19 protein-coding genes are annotated in these 16,535 nt (G+C 63.2%); 5 read left to right on the plus strand and 14 right to left on the minus strand.

Annotated features, from left to right (window positions below; all coding sequences use genetic code 11):
* Nucleotides 1–29 precede the first annotated feature (29 nt).
* The gene (locus tag LGH82_RS28660; protein ID WP_227345915.1) at nt 30–1,016 is read right to left on the minus strand and encodes a zinc-dependent alcohol dehydrogenase family protein; all 987 of its coding nucleotides are present in this window, start codon (nt 1,014–1,016) and stop codon (nt 30–32) included.
* A gap of 83 nt (nt 1,017–1,099) precedes the next feature.
* On the opposite strand from LGH82_RS28660, the gene LGH82_RS28665 reads away from it, so the two are divergent.
* On the plus strand, nt 1,100–1,456 hold the full coding sequence (locus LGH82_RS28665; protein WP_319799899.1) for a helix-turn-helix domain-containing protein: 357 nt from the start codon (nt 1,100–1,102) through the stop codon (nt 1,454–1,456).
* A 14-nt stretch (nt 1,457–1,470) separates the two neighbouring features.
* Here LGH82_RS28665 and LGH82_RS28670 read toward each other — a convergent pair whose 3' ends face one another.
* Entirely contained in the window at nt 1,471–2,706 is a 1,236-nt protein-coding gene (locus LGH82_RS28670) for an MFS transporter (RefSeq protein ID WP_227345916.1), read from the minus strand.
* Between the two features lie 92 nt (nt 2,707–2,798).
* Here LGH82_RS28670 and LGH82_RS28675 point away from each other — a divergent pair, with 92 nt between their 5' ends.
* Nucleotides 2,799–3,707 (plus strand): LysR family transcriptional regulator, encoded by a 909-nt coding sequence (locus tag LGH82_RS28675; RefSeq protein WP_227345917.1) that lies wholly within the window; start codon nt 2,799–2,801, stop codon nt 3,705–3,707.
* 85 nt (nt 3,708–3,792) lie between these two features.
* Here LGH82_RS28675 and LGH82_RS28680 read toward each other — a convergent pair whose 3' ends face one another.
* From LGH82_RS28680 to LGH82_RS28705, 6 genes are all read right to left on the minus strand, one after another.
* Nucleotides 3,793–4,737 (minus strand): threonine/serine dehydratase, encoded by a 945-nt coding sequence (locus LGH82_RS28680; protein ID WP_227345918.1) that lies wholly within the window; start codon nt 4,735–4,737, stop codon nt 3,793–3,795.
* A complete protein-coding gene (locus LGH82_RS28685; protein ID WP_227345919.1) occupies nt 4,734–5,750 on the minus strand; it encodes a succinylglutamate desuccinylase/aspartoacylase family protein in 1,017 nt (338 codons plus the stop codon). The genes LGH82_RS28680 and LGH82_RS28685 overlap by 4 nt, the downstream gene beginning before the upstream one ends.
* 82 nt (nt 5,751–5,832) lie before the next feature.
* On the minus strand, nt 5,833–6,621 hold the full coding sequence (locus LGH82_RS28690) for a transporter substrate-binding domain-containing protein (RefSeq protein ID WP_227345920.1): 789 nt from the start codon (nt 6,619–6,621) through the stop codon (nt 5,833–5,835).
* A gap of 34 nt (nt 6,622–6,655) precedes the next feature.
* Nucleotides 6,656–7,387, minus strand: coding sequence for an amino acid ABC transporter ATP-binding protein (locus tag LGH82_RS28695; protein WP_227345921.1), 732 nt, complete (start codon nt 7,385–7,387; stop codon nt 6,656–6,658).
* On the minus strand, nt 7,374–8,024 hold the full coding sequence (locus LGH82_RS28700; protein ID WP_227345922.1) for an amino acid ABC transporter permease: 651 nt from the start codon (nt 8,022–8,024) through the stop codon (nt 7,374–7,376). Before LGH82_RS28700 ends, LGH82_RS28695 begins: the two co-directional genes overlap by 14 nt.
* Entirely contained in the window at nt 8,021–8,692 is a 672-nt protein-coding gene (locus LGH82_RS28705) for an amino acid ABC transporter permease (protein ID WP_227345923.1), read from the minus strand. The genes LGH82_RS28700 and LGH82_RS28705 overlap by 4 nt, the downstream gene beginning before the upstream one ends.
* 121 nt (nt 8,693–8,813) lie before the next feature.
* Between LGH82_RS28705 and LGH82_RS28710 the strand changes: the two genes are divergently transcribed.
* On the plus strand, nt 8,814–9,575 hold the full coding sequence (locus LGH82_RS28710; RefSeq protein ID WP_227345924.1) for an IclR family transcriptional regulator: 762 nt from the start codon (nt 8,814–8,816) through the stop codon (nt 9,573–9,575).
* A gap of 6 nt (nt 9,576–9,581) precedes the next feature.
* On the opposite strand, the gene LGH82_RS28715 is transcribed toward LGH82_RS28710, so the two are convergent.
* Entirely contained in the window at nt 9,582–10,739 is a 1,158-nt protein-coding gene (locus tag LGH82_RS28715) for a M24 family metallopeptidase (protein ID WP_227345925.1), read from the minus strand.
* Nucleotides 10,739–11,947, minus strand: coding sequence for a RidA family protein (locus LGH82_RS28720; protein WP_227345926.1), 1,209 nt, complete (start codon nt 11,945–11,947; stop codon nt 10,739–10,741). Before LGH82_RS28720 ends, LGH82_RS28715 begins: the two co-directional genes overlap by 1 nt.
* A 114-nt stretch (nt 11,948–12,061) precedes the next feature.
* Between LGH82_RS28720 and LGH82_RS28725 the strand changes: the two genes are divergently transcribed.
* Complete coding sequence (locus LGH82_RS28725; protein WP_227345927.1) at nt 12,062–12,673, plus strand: TetR/AcrR family transcriptional regulator; 612 nt, start codon at nt 12,062–12,064, stop codon at nt 12,671–12,673.
* A gap of 621 nt (nt 12,674–13,294) precedes the next feature.
* Entirely contained in the window at nt 13,295–13,504 is a 210-nt protein-coding gene (locus tag LGH82_RS28730) for a hypothetical protein (protein ID WP_227345928.1), read from the plus strand.
* 130 nt (nt 13,505–13,634) lie between these two features.
* Here the strand turns inward: LGH82_RS28730 and LGH82_RS28735 are convergent, their stop codons facing one another.
* The 4 genes from LGH82_RS28735 to LGH82_RS28750 all read right to left on the minus strand — a co-directional run bounded on the left by LGH82_RS28735 (nt 13,635) and on the right by LGH82_RS28750 (nt 16,534).
* Nucleotides 13,635–14,261: a hypothetical protein gene (locus tag LGH82_RS28735; protein WP_227345929.1), complete on the minus strand. Its 627-nt coding sequence runs from the start codon at nt 14,259–14,261 to the stop codon at nt 13,635–13,637.
* 173 nt (nt 14,262–14,434) lie between these two features.
* The gene (locus tag LGH82_RS28740; RefSeq protein WP_227345260.1) at nt 14,435–14,812 is read right to left on the minus strand and encodes a hypothetical protein; all 378 of its coding nucleotides are present in this window, start codon (nt 14,810–14,812) and stop codon (nt 14,435–14,437) included.
* Nucleotides 14,813–14,866: 54 nt separating this feature from the next.
* Nucleotides 14,867–15,793, minus strand: coding sequence for an IS1595 family transposase (locus LGH82_RS28745; protein ID WP_227345259.1), 927 nt, complete (start codon nt 15,791–15,793; stop codon nt 14,867–14,869).
* 159 nt (nt 15,794–15,952) lie between these two features.
* On the minus strand, nt 15,953–16,534 hold the full coding sequence (locus LGH82_RS28750; RefSeq protein WP_319799954.1) for a 3-methyl-2-oxobutanoate hydroxymethyltransferase: 582 nt from the start codon (nt 16,532–16,534) through the stop codon (nt 15,953–15,955).
* Nucleotide 16,535: the final 1 nt, after the last annotated feature.

Consider the following 16,535-nt stretch of genomic DNA (forward strand, 5'->3'; position numbering starts at 1 on the left):
TGGAAGGTCGTCCATCAGGACGGATGGACCTATGTTCCAACCCGGATGACAAGCTTTCCAAAATGCCGCGCGGCGCGCAGGCTCTCATAGGCGGCTTCGGCTTTCTCGAAGGGGAACACCTCATCGACCTGAGGCTTGATGCCCGTCGCGCACAGCGCCCTGAGTGCCGCCACCGATCCGACGTAGATGCCCTGCAGGGTGATCCGCTTGTTCAGGATGGCCCCCGTGTCGATCGGGCCGGCAAACCCGGTCAACACACCCATCAGCGATATCCTGCCGCCATGCCGGGTCGCCTTCAGGGTGTCGTTGAGGGTCGCTGGACCGGCGACGTCGATCGCGAGGTCGACGCCCAGTCCGCCCGTCAGATCGAGGACCTCGCTGACCCAGTCCGGGCTGGTTCGGTAATTGACGACATGATCGGCACCGAGCGTGCGCGCACGTGCAAGCTTCTCGTCGGAACTCGAGGTGATGATGACGCGGGCGCCTGCCAGCTTGGCAAGCTGCAGCGCGAAAATCGATACGCCGCCCGTTCCAAGCAGGAGCACCGTTTCGCCCGGCTGGATCGGGCGTCGCTCGAACAGCGCCGACCATGCGGTGACGCCGGCACAGGGAAGCGCGGATGCCTCTTCGAATGTCATGGTTTCGGGAATGCGGACCACCGCGTTGGCAGGCACCGCGATACGCTGCGCCAGGACGCCGTCGACGCTGGCGCCACCCAGCGAGGTCGCCTGTTTGGCGGCGGAGAATTCTCCCTCTATCCAGCCCGGCATGAAGCCTATGACGACCCGTTCGCCGATTTGGAAGCCTTGTACTCCAGCTCCAATCGCGGACACGACGCCGGCGCCATCGGATAGCGGAAGCACGCCCTTGTTGTTCTGGGCGACGATCAGATCGCGGTAGTTGAGAGACGCGGCCTTGATGTCGATCAGCAGTTCGTTCGCCCTGGCGACAGGGTCGGGGGCCGCGACCAGCGTGAGGGTTGGGTTGGTTTCGCCGGTAGTCCTGTAGCTCTGCATCACGCCAATCCTTGTTGCGGTGACGACGCATTTGGAGCATTGTTCGATTAAGCGCAATACGTACAAATGGAGCATGTACTATCATGAATGATAGTGTCGAAATCCGCCCTCGGCGGCGAAAGGCTGGCCGCACGGGCTGCGCCGTGGAGGCGACGCTGTCGGTCATGGGAGGGGTGTGGAAACCGGTGCTGCTGTTTCATCTGCTGGAAGGCAAGTTGCGCTTCAACGCGCTGTGCCGCCTGACGCCCTCGGCGACCGCCCGGATGATCACGCTTCAACTGCGGGAACTGGAAGCCGACGGCATCGTCAGCCGCACGATCTTTCCGGAAGTGCCGCCCAAGGTGGAATACGCGTTGACGGACCTTGGCCTGTCCCTTGCGCCGGTGCTCTTGAGCATGCGCGATTGGGGCAAGCAATTCCAGGAACTGGAGCCGTCCTGACCTCTCGGCGGCGATCATCCGGGTCTGGACGACGGCTCGCCTACCCAGTCAACCAGCAGAGCGACGATGCCGAAAGCCGCGCCGATCGCGCAGACCGCCGGCCAGCCCGCCCATGCCCAGGCGATGCCGGCCAGCATCGATCCAACGGCGCCGCCGATGAAGAAGATGCCGACGAAGAGGCCGTTGAGGCGACCGCGCGCCTTGGGCTGCAGCAGGTTGATGGCGCGGCGGCCGAGCGTCTGGTCGCCGGTGACGCCGATGTCGAGCAGCACGGCGCTGACGCCCATCATCACCAGCGGCCACCATGAGGCGCTGGCGTGGGCGGTGCCCGCCCATGTGGCGAGCGCCAGAGCCGCTATCAACACGAGATGGCAGGCGATCGTGGCGGATCGCGTCCAGCCCTGGTCGCCGGCGCGGCCGAACAGCGGCGTGACCGCGGCACCTCCCGCGCCAACCAGTGCGAACAGCGCAATGCCACGCTGGCCGAGGTCGAAGGGCGGCTGAGCGAGGCGCAGCGCCACCGAGGTCCAGAACAGGCTGAACGCGGCCATGACGAGGCTTGCGGTCAGCGCGCGGCGCCGCAACACCGGCTCGTCGCGCAACAACTGGATGAGCGAGGCGATCAGCGCTGTATATCCCGACTTCGCCGCCGGCTGTCGCCTCGGCAAGGTGAGGGCGAGCACGATGGTGAGCAGGGCAAGGGCGGCGGCGCTGACGCCGTAGAAGGCGCGCCAGCCCCAGGCGTCGGCGATGAAGCTGGCCAGTGGCCGCGCCAGCAGAATGCCGATCATCAGTCCGCTCATCACATCGCCGATGACGCGACCGTCCTGTCCGGGCGGCGCCATGGAAGCGGCGATGGGCACCAGGATCTGGATGGCCGAACAGGCCGCACCGAGGACGAACAGGACGATGAGCAGCGAGGCGATGGTGGGCGCGAAAGCGGCGATGCCGGCCGCAAGAGCGGCCGTCAGGAGCATGCGCATGATCAGCGCGCGGTTCTCCGCGAGATCGGCCAGCGGCACCAGGAAGAACAGGCCGGCGGCATAGCCGAGCAGCGTAGCCATGGCGACCAGCCCGCCGCTCGCCGCATCCTCACCCAGCGACGGGCCGATCAGCCCGATAAGCGTCTGCGGCGCGAACAGGTTGGTGACGATGATGCCGACCGAGGCGGCAAACAGCAGCGTCTGCGGGCCGGTGATGGTATCGGCGGGCAACCGCTCGGCCAATTGGCCGTCATTGGTGTTGGGCATGATAGTCCTCTTGCATATTGGGTTGGGACTTTATGCCGAGGAGTTATCATGCTACAATTCAATCATTTCAATAATGATTATGCGAGATACGCATGAATATCCATGACCTCGAAGCCTTCATCGCCGTGGTGGAAACCGGCTCGATCGTCGGCGCCTCGGCCAGGCTCAATCTCACCCAGCCCGGCGTCACCCGACGTATCCAGAATCTGGAGGACGGGCTGGCGACCACGCTGCTCGATCGCCAGTCGAAGCCGCTGAAGCCCACCGCTTCCGGGCGCCAGGCCTATGAGCATGGCCGGCGCGTGTTGCGTTCGCTTGAAGATCTGAAGGCCTGCGTGTCGCCGCAAGGCGAGTTGAGCGGCGAGTTCCGGCTGGGCATCATGCCCTATCTGTCGGATGCAGCACTGGCGCTGCCGCTCGACCGGCTGCGCGCCGCGTTTCCGCAACTCACCCTTCGTATCAGATCCGGTTGGTCGCCAAGGCTGGTGGAGCAGGTGGCGCGCAGCGAACTCGACGCGGTCGCGGTGTGCCTTGCCGATGGCGTCAAGCCGCCCGACGAGTTGGTAAGCGAGGATCTCGGCGTGCAGTCGGTGCTGCTGATCGCGGCACCCAGCCTCGGCGTGCCGAAGCCGGCGAGCCTTGCCGAACTGTCTGGTTTTCCCTGGGTGATGAACGAGAATGGCTGTGGCTTCCGCGCCTTCATCCGCCAGACGCTGGAAGCGGCGCGGCTGCCCTTCCAGGTCGGGGTCGAGGCGCTGAGCGCGGACCTCAGAATGCCGCTGGTGGCGCGCGGCCACGGCATCGGCCTCGTCACGCCGGGGGCCTTCGCCAACAGTCCGTGGCGGGATGCGGTGGAGATCATCGACTGCGCGGATTTCAAGCCGCGGGTGCGCGCCTGGATGCTGCATCGCCCGCCCGCCGGCCGGCTGAGCCGCCCGATCGCCCTGTTTCGCGACGCGCTGCTGGAGGGGTTGGAGATGCCGGTGCCGGTGATGTCGTAGGCCCTTGTGGTCAGGAGAAGCCAGAGCCTTTGTGAATCCAATCATCCACTTGGATGCGATCGCTCCCAATCTGATTTAAGGGCCGTCATCCCAGAATCGCATCCGGTCCGGCACCGCAGACGATGGCGCAGACGCGCTCGCCTTTCTTCACCTGCACCCGGCCCTCGGCCAGTGCTGCAATGGCGGCGGCGCCGCTGAGGTCGGCGGCGAGGCCCATTTCGAACCACAGGCTTTTGGCGGCGAGCAGCATCTCGTCGTCGTCGACCAGCACGATCTCATCGACCTTGTCGCGGACGATTTCGAAGATGCGGTCGTCGGTCTTGGCGCAGGCCATGGTCGCCACCGAGGTCGTCACCTTGTCCAACGCCACATTGCGGCCGGCTTCGAGCGCGCGCAAAAGCACCGGCGAGCCCGCCGCCTCGATGCCGACGACGCGCGCATGCGGCGCCAGCGCCTTGATCGCGGTTGCCACGCCACTGACCAGCCCGCCGCCGCCCATGGCGACCAGCACCGTGGTGACATCGGGCATCTGGTCGAGGATTTCGAGCCCGACCGTGCCTTGTCCGGCGACCACGGCCGGGTCCGCGAAAGGGTGGAAATAGACAGCGCCGGTCTCGCTGACGAAGGCCTGCGCCGCCTCGTTGGATTCATGCCAGGCCGATCCGACGATGCGGGTGGCCGCACCCCAGGCCCGCAGCTTCTCGATCTTGGCCGGTGAAGCGTTGGTCGGCAGGAAGATGGTGGTCGGCACGCCGGCCATGAAGCCCGCGCGTGCGGTGGCGATGCCGTGGTTACCGCCGGACGCGGTGACAATGCCGCGCGTCAGCGCGGCGCGGTCGAGCGACAAGAGTTTGTTGGTGGCGCCGCGTGCCTTTAACGATCCGGTGACCTGCAGCAGTTCCAGCTTGAGCATCAGGTCGACGCCACCGGCCAGCGGCGTCTTCAGATTGCCGGCGGCGATCATCGGCGTGCGCCTGACATTGCCCTCGATGCGGGCGGCAGCAGTGCGGATGTCGTCGAGCGCAATCACGCCAGTTCTCCTTCATAGCGGGTGGCGACGGTGACGCAGCAATTGCCGACGACGACACGGCCGGGCTGGCGGCGGCCATAGACGATGCCGTCCGACAGATAGCGCACGGTTTCGGGCGTGCGGCCGGGATCGGCCAGATTGTGGATGCGGCCGGCGTCCTCGCCGGCATGCACCTCGGCGCCCAGCGCATGGAACGGCTCGAACACGCCGTCCGTCGTGGCCAGCACATAGCCGTCATGGCCGGGAATACGCAGGATGTTTTCCGGGCGCGCGGCAGGTGGCTTGCCGGTCGGCGGCAGCACGCCGAGATGGCTGAGCACATTGCGCACCCCCTTGCGGCAGATGCCGAGCGCATCGAGCGAGACGGTGCCGGCGCCCGCCATCTCGGTGCCGACCGTGGTCAGTCCGGCCCGCACCGACGTGGCTGTCGAGGTGCGCGGCTCGCCGAGATTGTCGATGACGACGGTGAGCGGCGCGTCGAAGGCCAGCACCGCTTCCATGTTGCGCTTGCGGTGGGCGGCGTCGGGCGCCGGCTCGATGATGGCGCTGGGCAGGATGTTGAGCGAGGAGCCGCCGGAGTGCAGATCGACATAGGCATGGCCGAGCGGCATGACGATGTCGCTGACATAGGCCGAGATCTGCTGGGTGATGGTGCCCGCCGGGTCGCCTGGAAAGGTGCGGTTGAGGTTCAGCCCGTCGACCGGCGAGGTGCGGCGGCCGGCCAGCACGGCGGGCAGATTGATCGCCGGCAGGAAGATGATGCGGCCGCTGACCATGCCGGGGTCGAGTTCGCGGATGAGTTCGCCAAGCGTAATCGGCCCCTCATATTCGTCACCATGGTTGCCCGCCTGCAGGATGACGGTCGGCCCGTTGCCATTGCCGATCACGGCAATCGGGATGCGGGTCGCGCCCCAGGCGTCGTCATGCGGCGAATGCGGGATGTCGACGAAGCCGATCTGCTTGCCGGAGCGGTCGAAGTCGATGGTGGTGCGGGCGGTGGACATGCGGGCCATGTTTCTCTTTGAAACTCTTGCGGAGATGGGAGGTGGGCGATGGAGGGCGGCGGGAGCGGAAAACCCCCGCCGTTGAAAAAGGTCAGATTGGCGGCAGGCTCGGCAGGGTGGTGCCGATCCATTTTTGCGACAGTGCCGAGAGCGAGCCGTCGAGCAAGCCGAGATGGATGTAGGTGTCGAGCCAGCGCAGCAGCTCGGGGCTGCCCTGCTGGATGCCGATGTAGCAGGGCGAGAACTGCAGGATGAATTTCGGCTTCAGCTGCACCTTGGGGTCCTTGTCCATCAGGTCCTTGGCGACGACGTCGGCGGTGGCAAGCAACTGTGCCTGGCCGGAGGTGAAGGCGGCGGCGGCGGTGGCGTCATCGTCGAAGCGCACGATCTTGGCGTTGGGTGCTGCCTTGGTCAGCTCAAGGTCCTGCGTCGTGCCGCGAGCCACGGCGACGGTCTCGTCCTTGAGGTCGGCGGGGCTTTTCAGCGCGATGCTGTCGGGGCCGAAGACGCCGATCGAAAGTGCCGCATAGGGCGAGGTGAAGGCGATCTGCAGCGCGCGTTCCGGCGTCGCGCCCATGGCGGCGATGACGATGTCGAGGCGGTCGGTGACGAGATAGGGCACGCGGTTGGCGCCGGTGATCTGCTGCAACTCCAGCTTGACGCCCAGCGCTTCGGCGATCTTCCTGGCCATGTCGACATCAAGGCCGACCGGCTCGTTCTTGGCGTCGACCGAACCGAAGGGCGGCACGTCGATGGGAACGCCGATGCGCACCGTGCCGGCGGAGAGGATTTTCTGCAGGTCGGCCGCCCGGGCCGGCATCGCCGAGACTGCGCCGGCCAGGAGCACGGCTGTGACGATCCTGGTAAGATGCTTGAACATGGAACTTCCCCTTTTTCTGGTTGGACTTCTTTTCCTAGTGAAGGACGGCGTTCAGGAAGCTCCTGAGTTCGGCCGTACGAGGCTCGAGCAAGGTCTCACGCGCAGGCCCATCCTCGTGGATGCGGCCTTCGTGCATGAAGATCACGCGGTCGGCGACGTTCTTTGCAAAGTTCATCTCGTGGGTGACGAGCATCATGGTCATGCCTTCGCTGGCGACACTTTCGAGCACGCGCAGCACCTCGCCTACGAGTTCGGGGTCGAGCGCGGAGGTGATCTCGTCGAACAGCATCAGGGTCGGCTGCATGGCCAGCGAGCGCGCGATGGCGACGCGCTGCTGCTGGCCGCCCGACAATTCGTCGGGATAGGCAAGCAGCTTGTCGGCGAGGCCGACCTTGGTCACCACGGCGCGGGCGACTTCGCGGGCGGCCGGCGTGTCGAGCTTGCGCACCAGCTTCAGCGCCAGCATGACATTGCGCTCGACATTGAGATGCGGGAACAGATTGTAGCTCTGGAACACCATGCCGGCGCGCTGGCGCAGAAGGTTGAGGTCTGCCTTGGGCGCGGTGACGTCGATGCCGTCGACGACGATGCGGCCGGCCTGCACCTTCTCCAGCCCGTTGATACAGCGAAGCATGGTCGACTTGCCCGAGCCCGAGCGGCCGATGATGGCGACGATCTCGTCCTTTTCCATGGTGAGCGAGATGCCCTTCAGCACCTCGACGGCGCCGAAGCGCTTGCGAATATCGGCGATTTCAACGAGCGACATGAAGTCTCCTTTCCAGCACGCGGGCGAGCTGGGAGAGGGAAAAGCAGATGACGAAATAGATGGCGGCGGCGGTGAGATAGACCGGCAGCGGGGCGAAGGTCGCGCCGCTGATGATCTGGCTGGCGCGGGTCAGCTCGACGAAGCCGACCAGCGCGGTGAGCGAGGTGTTCTTCACCAGCTGGACCAGGAAGCCGACGGTGGGCGCGACCGAGATGCGGATCGCCTGCGGCAGCACGACATGGCTGAGCCGCTGCGCATAGGTGAGGCCAAGGGCGGCACCTGCCTCCCATTGCCGCTGCGACACCGATTGCAGGCTGCCGCGCCAGATCTCGCCGAAGAAGGCCGAAGCGTAGATCGAGAGCGACAGCGCCGCCGCCGTCCAGGCACTGACCGAGAGCCCGACGAGCGGCAGGGCGAAGAAGAAGACGAAGAGCTGGCCGAGCAGTGGCGTGCCCTGGATCAGATTGATCCAGGCGATGGCCAGCCAGTTGAACGGCCTGAACGGGATGACGCGCAGCACGGCGACGACGACGCCAAGAAGCCCGCCGCCGACCGTGGCGGTGAGTGCCAGCAGCAGCGTCCAGCGCGCCGCCTCGATGAGGTAGACGATGTCGGCGCCGGCGAATTCGCGGATCATCGGCGCGGCCTCCGGACGAAGACCAGCCAGTAGATGCCGGCGAAGAAGGCGCGGAAGCCCAGCGTCAGCACGAGATAGGAAATGGTGATCAGCGTGTAGGTCTCGAAGGAGCGATAGGTGCGCGAGTCGATGAAGGCGGCCTGGTGGAACAGCTCGGTGGCGCCGATCGAGGAGACGACGCTGGTGGTCAGCATGATCAGCACGAACTGGCTGGCCAGCGCCGGGTAGATGGTCTTGACCGCCTGGAACAGCACGACATGGCGAAAGGTCTGGCCGGCGGTGAGGCCGAGCGAGCGGCCGGCCTCGACCTGGCTCTGGCGCACGGATTCGAAGCCGGCGCGCAGGATTTCCGCGCCATAGGCGCCCATGTTGATCGAGAGCGCGATGAGAGCCGCGGTGTTGGCGCCTAGCCTGATGCCGATCGAGGGCAGGCCGAAGAAAACGATGAACAGCTGCACCAGCAGCGGCGTGTTGCGCAGCGCCTCTACATAGACGCGGGCGCAGGCGCGCAGCGGCATCAGCGGGCTGATCGAGGCCATGGCCACCACAAGGCCGATGGCCAGCCCGCAGATCATGGTGATGACCGAGAACTGCAGGGTCAAGAGCACGCCTTGCACGATCTCCGGTATATAGCGCAGCAGGATGTCAAATTTGAAATTATAGCTCATGGATGCAGAGCGCCCCTTATGCAACCGAGCGGAGATCGCTATTTTCCGCGCGGATTTGCTGGACATCACGCTAGCGTCGCTTCATATGTGACGTCAAGCGTCATCTATGAAACGGATGCAAATGACGGACGACAAGCTCAACTACAGTGCGCCGGCCCTGGAAAAGGGGCTGGATATCCTCGAATTGCTGGCCAATGCCGGCCAGTCCATGGGCACGCGCCAGATCGCCGAGGAGCTGGGACGGTCGAAGAACGAGATCTTCCGCATGGTCCATGTGCTGCTGGCGCGCGGCTACATCCAGCGCGACGAGAGCGGCGAGGGGCTGATGCTGTCGAACAAGCTATTCGGGCTCGGCATGCAGACGGCGCGCGCCCGCGACCTGGTCAGCACGGCGGCACCCATCGTCGAGCGCTTCGCCGAGGAGGTGCACCAGGCGGCGCATCTGGTCGTCGCGCATCGCGGCGAGACGGTCATCATCGCGGCCGCATCGGGCGGCGCGGACATGAACTTCTCGCTCAAGCTCGGCTATCGCCGGCCGCTGGCCGACGCCCATTCCGGCCTTGTGCTGATGGCGTTCCAGCCCAAGCCGGTACGCGACAAGATGATCGCCGAATGCCTGATGCTGATGCGCGAGCCGCCGGACCAGACGACGCTTGCCGCCGAGCTCGACGCGGTGCGCGAACGCGGCGCCATCATCCATGAGAGCCGCGACATCATCGGCGTGACCGATGTGGTCTGCCCGATCATCGCCGGCGACGGCCGCGCGGTGGCCTGCGTGACGGTGGCGGCGGTCAGCCGGCGCAGTGCCGCGCCCAATTTCGAGGCCATGCTGGCGCGGCTGAAACTTGCCTGCGCCGAGATCGCCCATGAGCTGGGCGGGTAGGCCGATTCAACCCGCAACGATGATGTCGCGCGGTGTTTTCGCCAGCACTTCGGCACCTGTCGGCGTTACCAGCACATTGTCGATGATGCGGGCGCCAAGCCCCTCGGCGCCGATGAAGACGGGCGGCTCGATGGTGACGACCATGCCGGCCTTCAGCACATGCGGGCTGTCGCCGATCATGTGCAGCGGCTCGGCCCAGCTCGGCGGAAAGCCCGGTCCCAGCGCATAGCCCGATGTGTGGACACGATGGGGTTCGAGCCCGGCCTCGCCAATGACGGCGCGTGCTGCCTGGTGCGGCACGGTTGCGGGCACGCCGTCGCGGATAACGGCGATCATGGCATCGCTGGCGCGCAGCACGATGTCATGCAGCTCCACCATGCGTGGCGTCGGCTTTCCAAGCGCGAAATTGCGGCCGATGGTGGCGGTGTAGCGGTTGAAGGTGGCGCCGAATTCGATGTTGCCGAAATCGCCGGGTTCAAGCCGGCGCGCGGTTGGCGCGCCATGGCTGTAGGCCGAGCGCGGGCCGGAGACGAGGTTGATCGGGCTGGCGGCGATGCCGCTGCCGTTGCGCAGCAAGGTCTCGTGGATGCCGCCGGCCAGCGCCAGTTCCGATGCACCCGCCGCCAGTTCGCCGGCGAAACGCTGCATGCCGAGGTCGGCGAGGTAGGCCGCGTGCCGGATGTAGCTGATCTCGGCCGGCGACTTCACCAGCTTCAGCCCGGCGATCAGTTCTGTGGCCTCGATGAGCAGGGCATCGCCGATGAGTGCGCGAAGGCCGAGATAATGATGCGGGTGGAGGTAGTAGGCGGGCACTTCGAGGCCGACGCGCCTACCCAGCACGCCGTGGCGCCGCGCCACGCCGGCAAAGGCGGCCACCGGATCCTCGTTCTCGCCGCCGCCATGGCCATGCACTTCGCCGGCAGCTGAGTCCGTTTCGAATTCATGCACTTCGCCCTGGCGGGTGAGCACGACGAGCGGCTCGTCGCGCGCGCCGACCAGCAGGCACTGGAATTCCTGGTAGCTCTTGGCGTCGCTGCCGGTCAGCCAGTGGATGGAGCCAGGGTGGACGGCGATCAGCCAGTCGAGGCCGACAGCGGCCATGGCGTCGCGGACGCGCGCCAGCCGGTCGGCGAACTCGACTGCGGTGAAATCGTGTTTCGACATCAGTCCCGCGTCACCGCCATCGCCTCGATCTCGACCAGCAGGTTCTCGAAGGCAAAGCCGGCGACGCGGATGGCGGTCACCGCCGGGCCGGGTTCGGGGTAGAATTCGCGCTGCACGCGGGCGATGGTCGCGCGGGTCGCCTCTATCTCGGCCCAACTGCCCTCGGCATGGTAGTAGATATAGAGCTTGGCCACGTCGCTCTCGTCGAGCCCGCCCTCGGCCAGCGTGCGGCGAATGAATTCGAAGACGTTGCGGGTCTGCGTCTCCATGTCGTCGCCGACGGCCTGCGCCTTGTTGTCGGCCGAGATCTGGCCGCCAATGAAGGCGAGCTTGCCGATCTTCCAGCCTTGCGTGAACTGGGTGTTGGGAATGCTCCAATCCCAATGGTTGGCCGGCTGCAGCCGCTGCTTGTCGTCGCCGAGCATGCCGATGCCCTCGACCTGGATCAGCTCGTTGGCATTGCCCATGCCCTGGATGCGCAGGCCGGCACCCGCCGCCGAGGGAACCGCCATGTAGCGGCGGCGCACATTGGTCATCTTCTCCCAATAGTCGGTGACCTCGCGGCCCTCGCCGAAGAAGCGGAAATAGGTGTTCTGGCGCATCAGGCTGCTGCGGTCGCCGCCGCCGGCACGCAGCATCGTGTCGAGGTTGCGAAAAGCCTCCTCGGTCTGCACCTCGATGTCGCCGATCCCCAGCACATTGCCCTCGGCATCGAGCGAGCGCTGGCCGCCGATGAACAGCAGGTCGCCAACCTTCCAGCCATGGACGAAGGGCAGCTTCTTGCGCCAGCGCCAGTGGCCGGGCGGGTCGAGCAACTCGCGCCTGCCGCCGGTCACCACCCAGGCGTCGACCATCAGCAGCGCGCCCTCCCGGTCGAGGCCGCAGCGGATTTCCGTGGTGGTAGGGCCGGGGGCCTTGTAATAACGCGCGCGCACGGAATCGAGCTCGTCGAGGAAGGCGCTGGTGGCATCGGCCTCGCAGCTGAAATAGACGTTGTGCTTGACCACATCGGCCATGCCGGCGCCAACCCGGGTGACAAGTGCCGCCAGCCGCTCGAAGATGACGCGGGCCTGTCCCGCAATGTCGGCGGCCACAATGTCGCCGTTCGCGTCCGTCGCCATTATCCCGCCGACGAAGATCAGATCGCCGGCGCGGACGGCCTGTGGCGCCGAGCCCTCGACATCCCTGAATATCCGCAGTCCCACCATACTCCCCTCCCTGATTTTGATACTTACTTACCTGCAAGTCAGTTTGTCGTCAAATGCTGGGGACGCCGCAAAGCTTCGGCGTCCAAGGCGAACACATTTGGCTATGATGCAGGCATGGACGAGATCGATACGAGACAGGCGATCAAGGATACGGCGCTGGAGCTTCTGGTGCGGCACGGCTATCGCGGCATCAGTTTTGGCGACATTTCAGTGGCGCTAGGCACGACGCGCGCCAATATCCACTACCATTTCGGCAACAAGCAGGCGCTGGTCGACGAGGTGCTGGGCGACTACATGCAGGCGACGCTGAGCGGCTTGCGCGCTGTCTGGTCGGCGGAGGGGGCAAACTTCTCCGATCAGGTCGAGGCTATGATCGCCTACAGCCGCGCCCGCTTCCGCCACTTCAATCCGGCCGGCACGGAAGGGCACAGCTGGAGCCTGATCTCCAGGCTGCGGCAGGATGCCGATCTTCTGGGGGACCGTGGCCGCCAGATGCTCAGCCATTTCGGCGTCGAGCTGTCGACGCTGTTTGCCGAGGCGTTGTCATCGGCTGGCCGGCGCGGCGAGCTTGCTGATAACGTCGTGCCCGCCGACGCGGCGCTGCTGTTCGCTGTTATCGCCGACAATGCCGCGCCGATCACGCTTGCCGAAGGCGGTTTTGAGCGGCTTGAACGAACCTATCGCAGCCTGCGGCAGATGATGTTACCGAAGATGTTAAGCCTATGATGCTGGATTAAGGGCGACATTCTGCACGGTGGTGCGGGGAGATTAGGTGTCTTGCACTCACGCTCAGGATCATCCAAATTGAACGTTTTGCGTTAGCCAACTTGCCGATACTCTACTTTAGCAACCAGCGCTCGCTGTGGCGTTTGGGTTTGGCTACGAAGTAGCTAGGCAGTGCTTTCAAATGGGCATTATAGATGTATATCATTCAAGGAAAGTATCGTATCGAGCTGCTTATTGCCCTGTTTTTAGCCGCCGTGGGATGTTTACTTTCAATAATCTTCAGAAATAGTCTGCAAAAATATGGGATTGACTACATTTACGTCTGCTGCGCCTTGATGGATCTTATTTATATATTCTCTTTATTCAAAATAATGTGCGAACCGGATAGCGATTTTTCGCGAAAAACCAAGGAGATGTCACCTGACATTTTTCAGCCTTCTAGAGTTTTACTATTTTCAATTCTGTTCATATTCGTCTTTTGTTCCGTGTATTGGATAGGACGACCATGGATGGACTATAGGCCGTACTGGCATATTTTCGCATGGATGGGAATTCTGTTTGTTTTTTCCCTGAGTTGTATTTTCTTTCAAGAAAAATGGCTAACTGAGGAAGAGAATTTCTATGGCCGAACCATTTGACTACGTCTTGAATTTCCCTGGGAAGCCGAGTCTAAAGTTTGACGGCTATACGGGCAAATTGAGCTCCGATCTGAACGAGGCCGATTCATTATTCTGGGTCAATGAGATATCTGGCGCCTTTAAAGCTATTGCGGCGGCGTTTCCATTGGTATCAAAAGCGACTGATGTGTCGGCAATTATGCACTTGAGTTAGCACATGTCAGATGATACAGAATTGGCCGACAGGCCGGCACTAGAATCAAACGAAATCGAAGTCACGCCCGAGATGATTGACGCTGGCGCGCGACTTCTTTCCGATATGTTTTCTGAAGCGAATGATTGGCTTACCCGCCAAAGGGTAGAGGGAATTTATCGCGAGATGGCTTCTCAAGCGCCCGAGAGATAATCCGGCCGGCTAAAGTTGCTGCCGGACTATTCAGGCGAAGAAATTCGTCGCCGAAATAGTCGACATCTAGAGATGACATGCAATAGGTAGGCCAGTTCGCTAGATCGCGTTCCTTGAACGAAGCGTATGAAGGATAGAGCGCGTAGGCGTAGTCCAATGCCATAGCATCAACCCATTGTTTCGGGATGTAGTGGTCCACAACACCGTGCGCGATGTCATTCCTTCGAGCCGAGAAACAGGTGGCGTTCGTGAGTATGATTTTGAATTCGCTTTGCAACTCGTCGTCGGGGAATTCCGCGAAATAAGCCTCCGTCGCGGCGCGCAACATTTGGGCTCTGCCTTCAAAAGTCCGGACAGCCACATATGCGCGGCTGGCGGCTTGGGTCGCCCCGCCAGTGACGAACGCCGAAAAGAGGATCGCGAGAATGCCTTCGTACCGCTCCCATCGTGACAAGGCGCTTCCAACGGAGGTATATACCGCCTCAGGCGATGGGTCGCCCTTTTCCGCCCAGGGTCTCCTGTCCCATGCCGCGAGCGGCTTAGGCGGTGGCATTTTCTTTGGCATGAGGTGTCCTCCCATTGATCGATGATGAAAAAACTCTGAGTGACGTTGAAATTGCGGAACGTGAAAAGAAGGCGCTCAAGAGCCTTCTTGCAACGCCACCGCAACCTAAGACGAAGCCGCAGAATGACGCGAGTCCGAAAAAGCGCGGTCGGCCGCCGAAGGGCGACCCAAAATCATGACACGTGTTTCGCGACAGAAAGTAGGCCGTAAATGGCAATGGAAATTGTGGCTATCGCGCTGATGATCGATATCACAATGGCGATAGTCGCCCTTTTGTTTGCACTTTCGGCGGCCTCTGCGGTCCGGGAAGCAGCGTCAGCCGCCCGGGAAGCTTCAGATGCAGCGTCTCGGGCAATTGCGTTGGCTTCAGCCTGGGATGCCAAGGTAGCGTCTCTCAACGCCGCTTCCTGATCCAGCCGTTTCGATTCCAGCCACTCTCTGGCAAAGCGCACATTCTCTTCGCCGTATATGTGGGTAGCCAAGTTCTGGCGCACGGCTCTTTCGCCAAGCTTCTCAAATTCTTTCCAGCGGATTTCGACAAACTCGTTCATGAGATCGGCCCCTTTGTTTTCTTTCGCCTCCGCAAAAAGCGTTTTGCCTTTTGCTTAGGCGTGACCGGCTTCACGAGGCTGTCGATAAGTCAGCCGCTTGCCTTCTGCACCCTTGAGGGCTTTGGCGGCGCGCTCTGCGTCCTCGACGCCAAGACCCGAACGGTAGTTGTACCTGAAATCGAATTCGCTCAAGTACCTGTGGAGGTGGGCTTCGCTTACCGAATGATAGACGCCGTTAATGCCGCGCTTGAGGATCGAAAAGAAATTCTCGGCGGTGTTGATATGCATGAAGCCACCAAGGCGAGCGTACTCGTTAGCGGAATGGTTCACGGTGCCATGGCTGGCGTATTCTTTGCCAAGGCGTGGGTAGACCGCGCTTTCGTCCGTCATCAATGCGCTGGCTCGGTCGGCGGTCGTTACGATGATCGGGCGCACGGTATCGGCGGTGACGTTCGCAACATGGAAAGATGCAACGCGACCGTCGCGCTCGACCAGCGACAGAACGGCTTTCTTCGGTGCCGGTTCGCGGTGCGCACGGTTCTTGGCCTTGCCGCCGACATAGGCCTCGTCGGCTTCCACAACCTTGTTCTTGCCGCCAAGACCGCCAGCGGGAAGGTCTTCGCGCATTGCTTCACGGATGCGATGCGCGAGGAACCATGCAGAGCGATAGGAGCCGATGCCAAGATTGCGCATCAACTGATGGGCGCTGATACCTTTCTTGCTGGACGCAATGAGGTGTATCGCGAGCAGCCACTTATGCAGCGGAATATGCGAGCGCTCCATAACGGTGCCTGTGCGGCAAGTGAACTTGCCCCGGCAATCGTTGCAAAGGAACATGCCAGCCTGCGTCTTGCCCGCCATGCGATGGACGCTCAAGCCGCCGCAAAGCGGGCAAGAGGCACCATTCGGCCAGCGCGAGGCTTCGATATGCTCGCGGGCTGCATCTTCGTCATGAAAGCGGGCTTCGGAAAGGCTGGTCATTGCGGTGTTCTCCAATGACCAGAATATAGCGAACCTAGGCTGCTAACTCAAGTGCATAATTGCCGATGTGTCGCAAGGTATCGTAAAAACCATCAATTACGTTGCGGCTTTTTCGAGAACCGGTCCTGACTGATTCAAGGCCCGGCTGCATCTGTTTGTTTATCCTTTGCTAATTTCGTCGGCCTTAAGCCGCGCGCGAAACGCCGTGAGTTCGGCATCGGCAATTCCGGCGACTTCGGCATTGCCCGGATAGCTGCCGCCCGCGACCTCGTTGCGGAAGCCTGAGAGCGCTGCGACGCGGGCGTCGCGGACTGCCTTGTGGAGTGCTGCCAGATTGCCCCACGAGCGGGCATGGCGGGGCAGGCGGTCGCTCTCGCCACAAATGTCTGACGTGAACAGGAACATCACATCCGCCGCCGGACCGGAGCCCAGCGACACGGTGACCAGCCCGGTGCGGCGGTTGATCTCGGCCATCACGTCAGCCGGAATGATCTCGCATTCGACGGCGAAGGCGCCGGCATCTTCCAGTCGCCTGAACCGGTCCCACAGTTCCAGCGCTTCGTCGGCGGTCTTGCCAACGGCGCGGATGGCGCCGACCCAGGTGGATTTGCGCGGCACGAAGCCGAGGTGACCCATCACCGGGATCTGCTCATTGGCGAGCATACGCACCGTATCATGGCCGCGCCCGGTGATGACAGCGTCGGCGCCCGAGGTGATCGCCGAGAAGGCGGTGCGCAGGATT

This window comes from Mesorhizobium sp. PAMC28654 (assembly GCF_020616515.1).
In the GTDB taxonomy this organism is placed as follows: domain Bacteria; phylum Pseudomonadota; class Alphaproteobacteria; order Rhizobiales; family Rhizobiaceae; genus Mesorhizobium.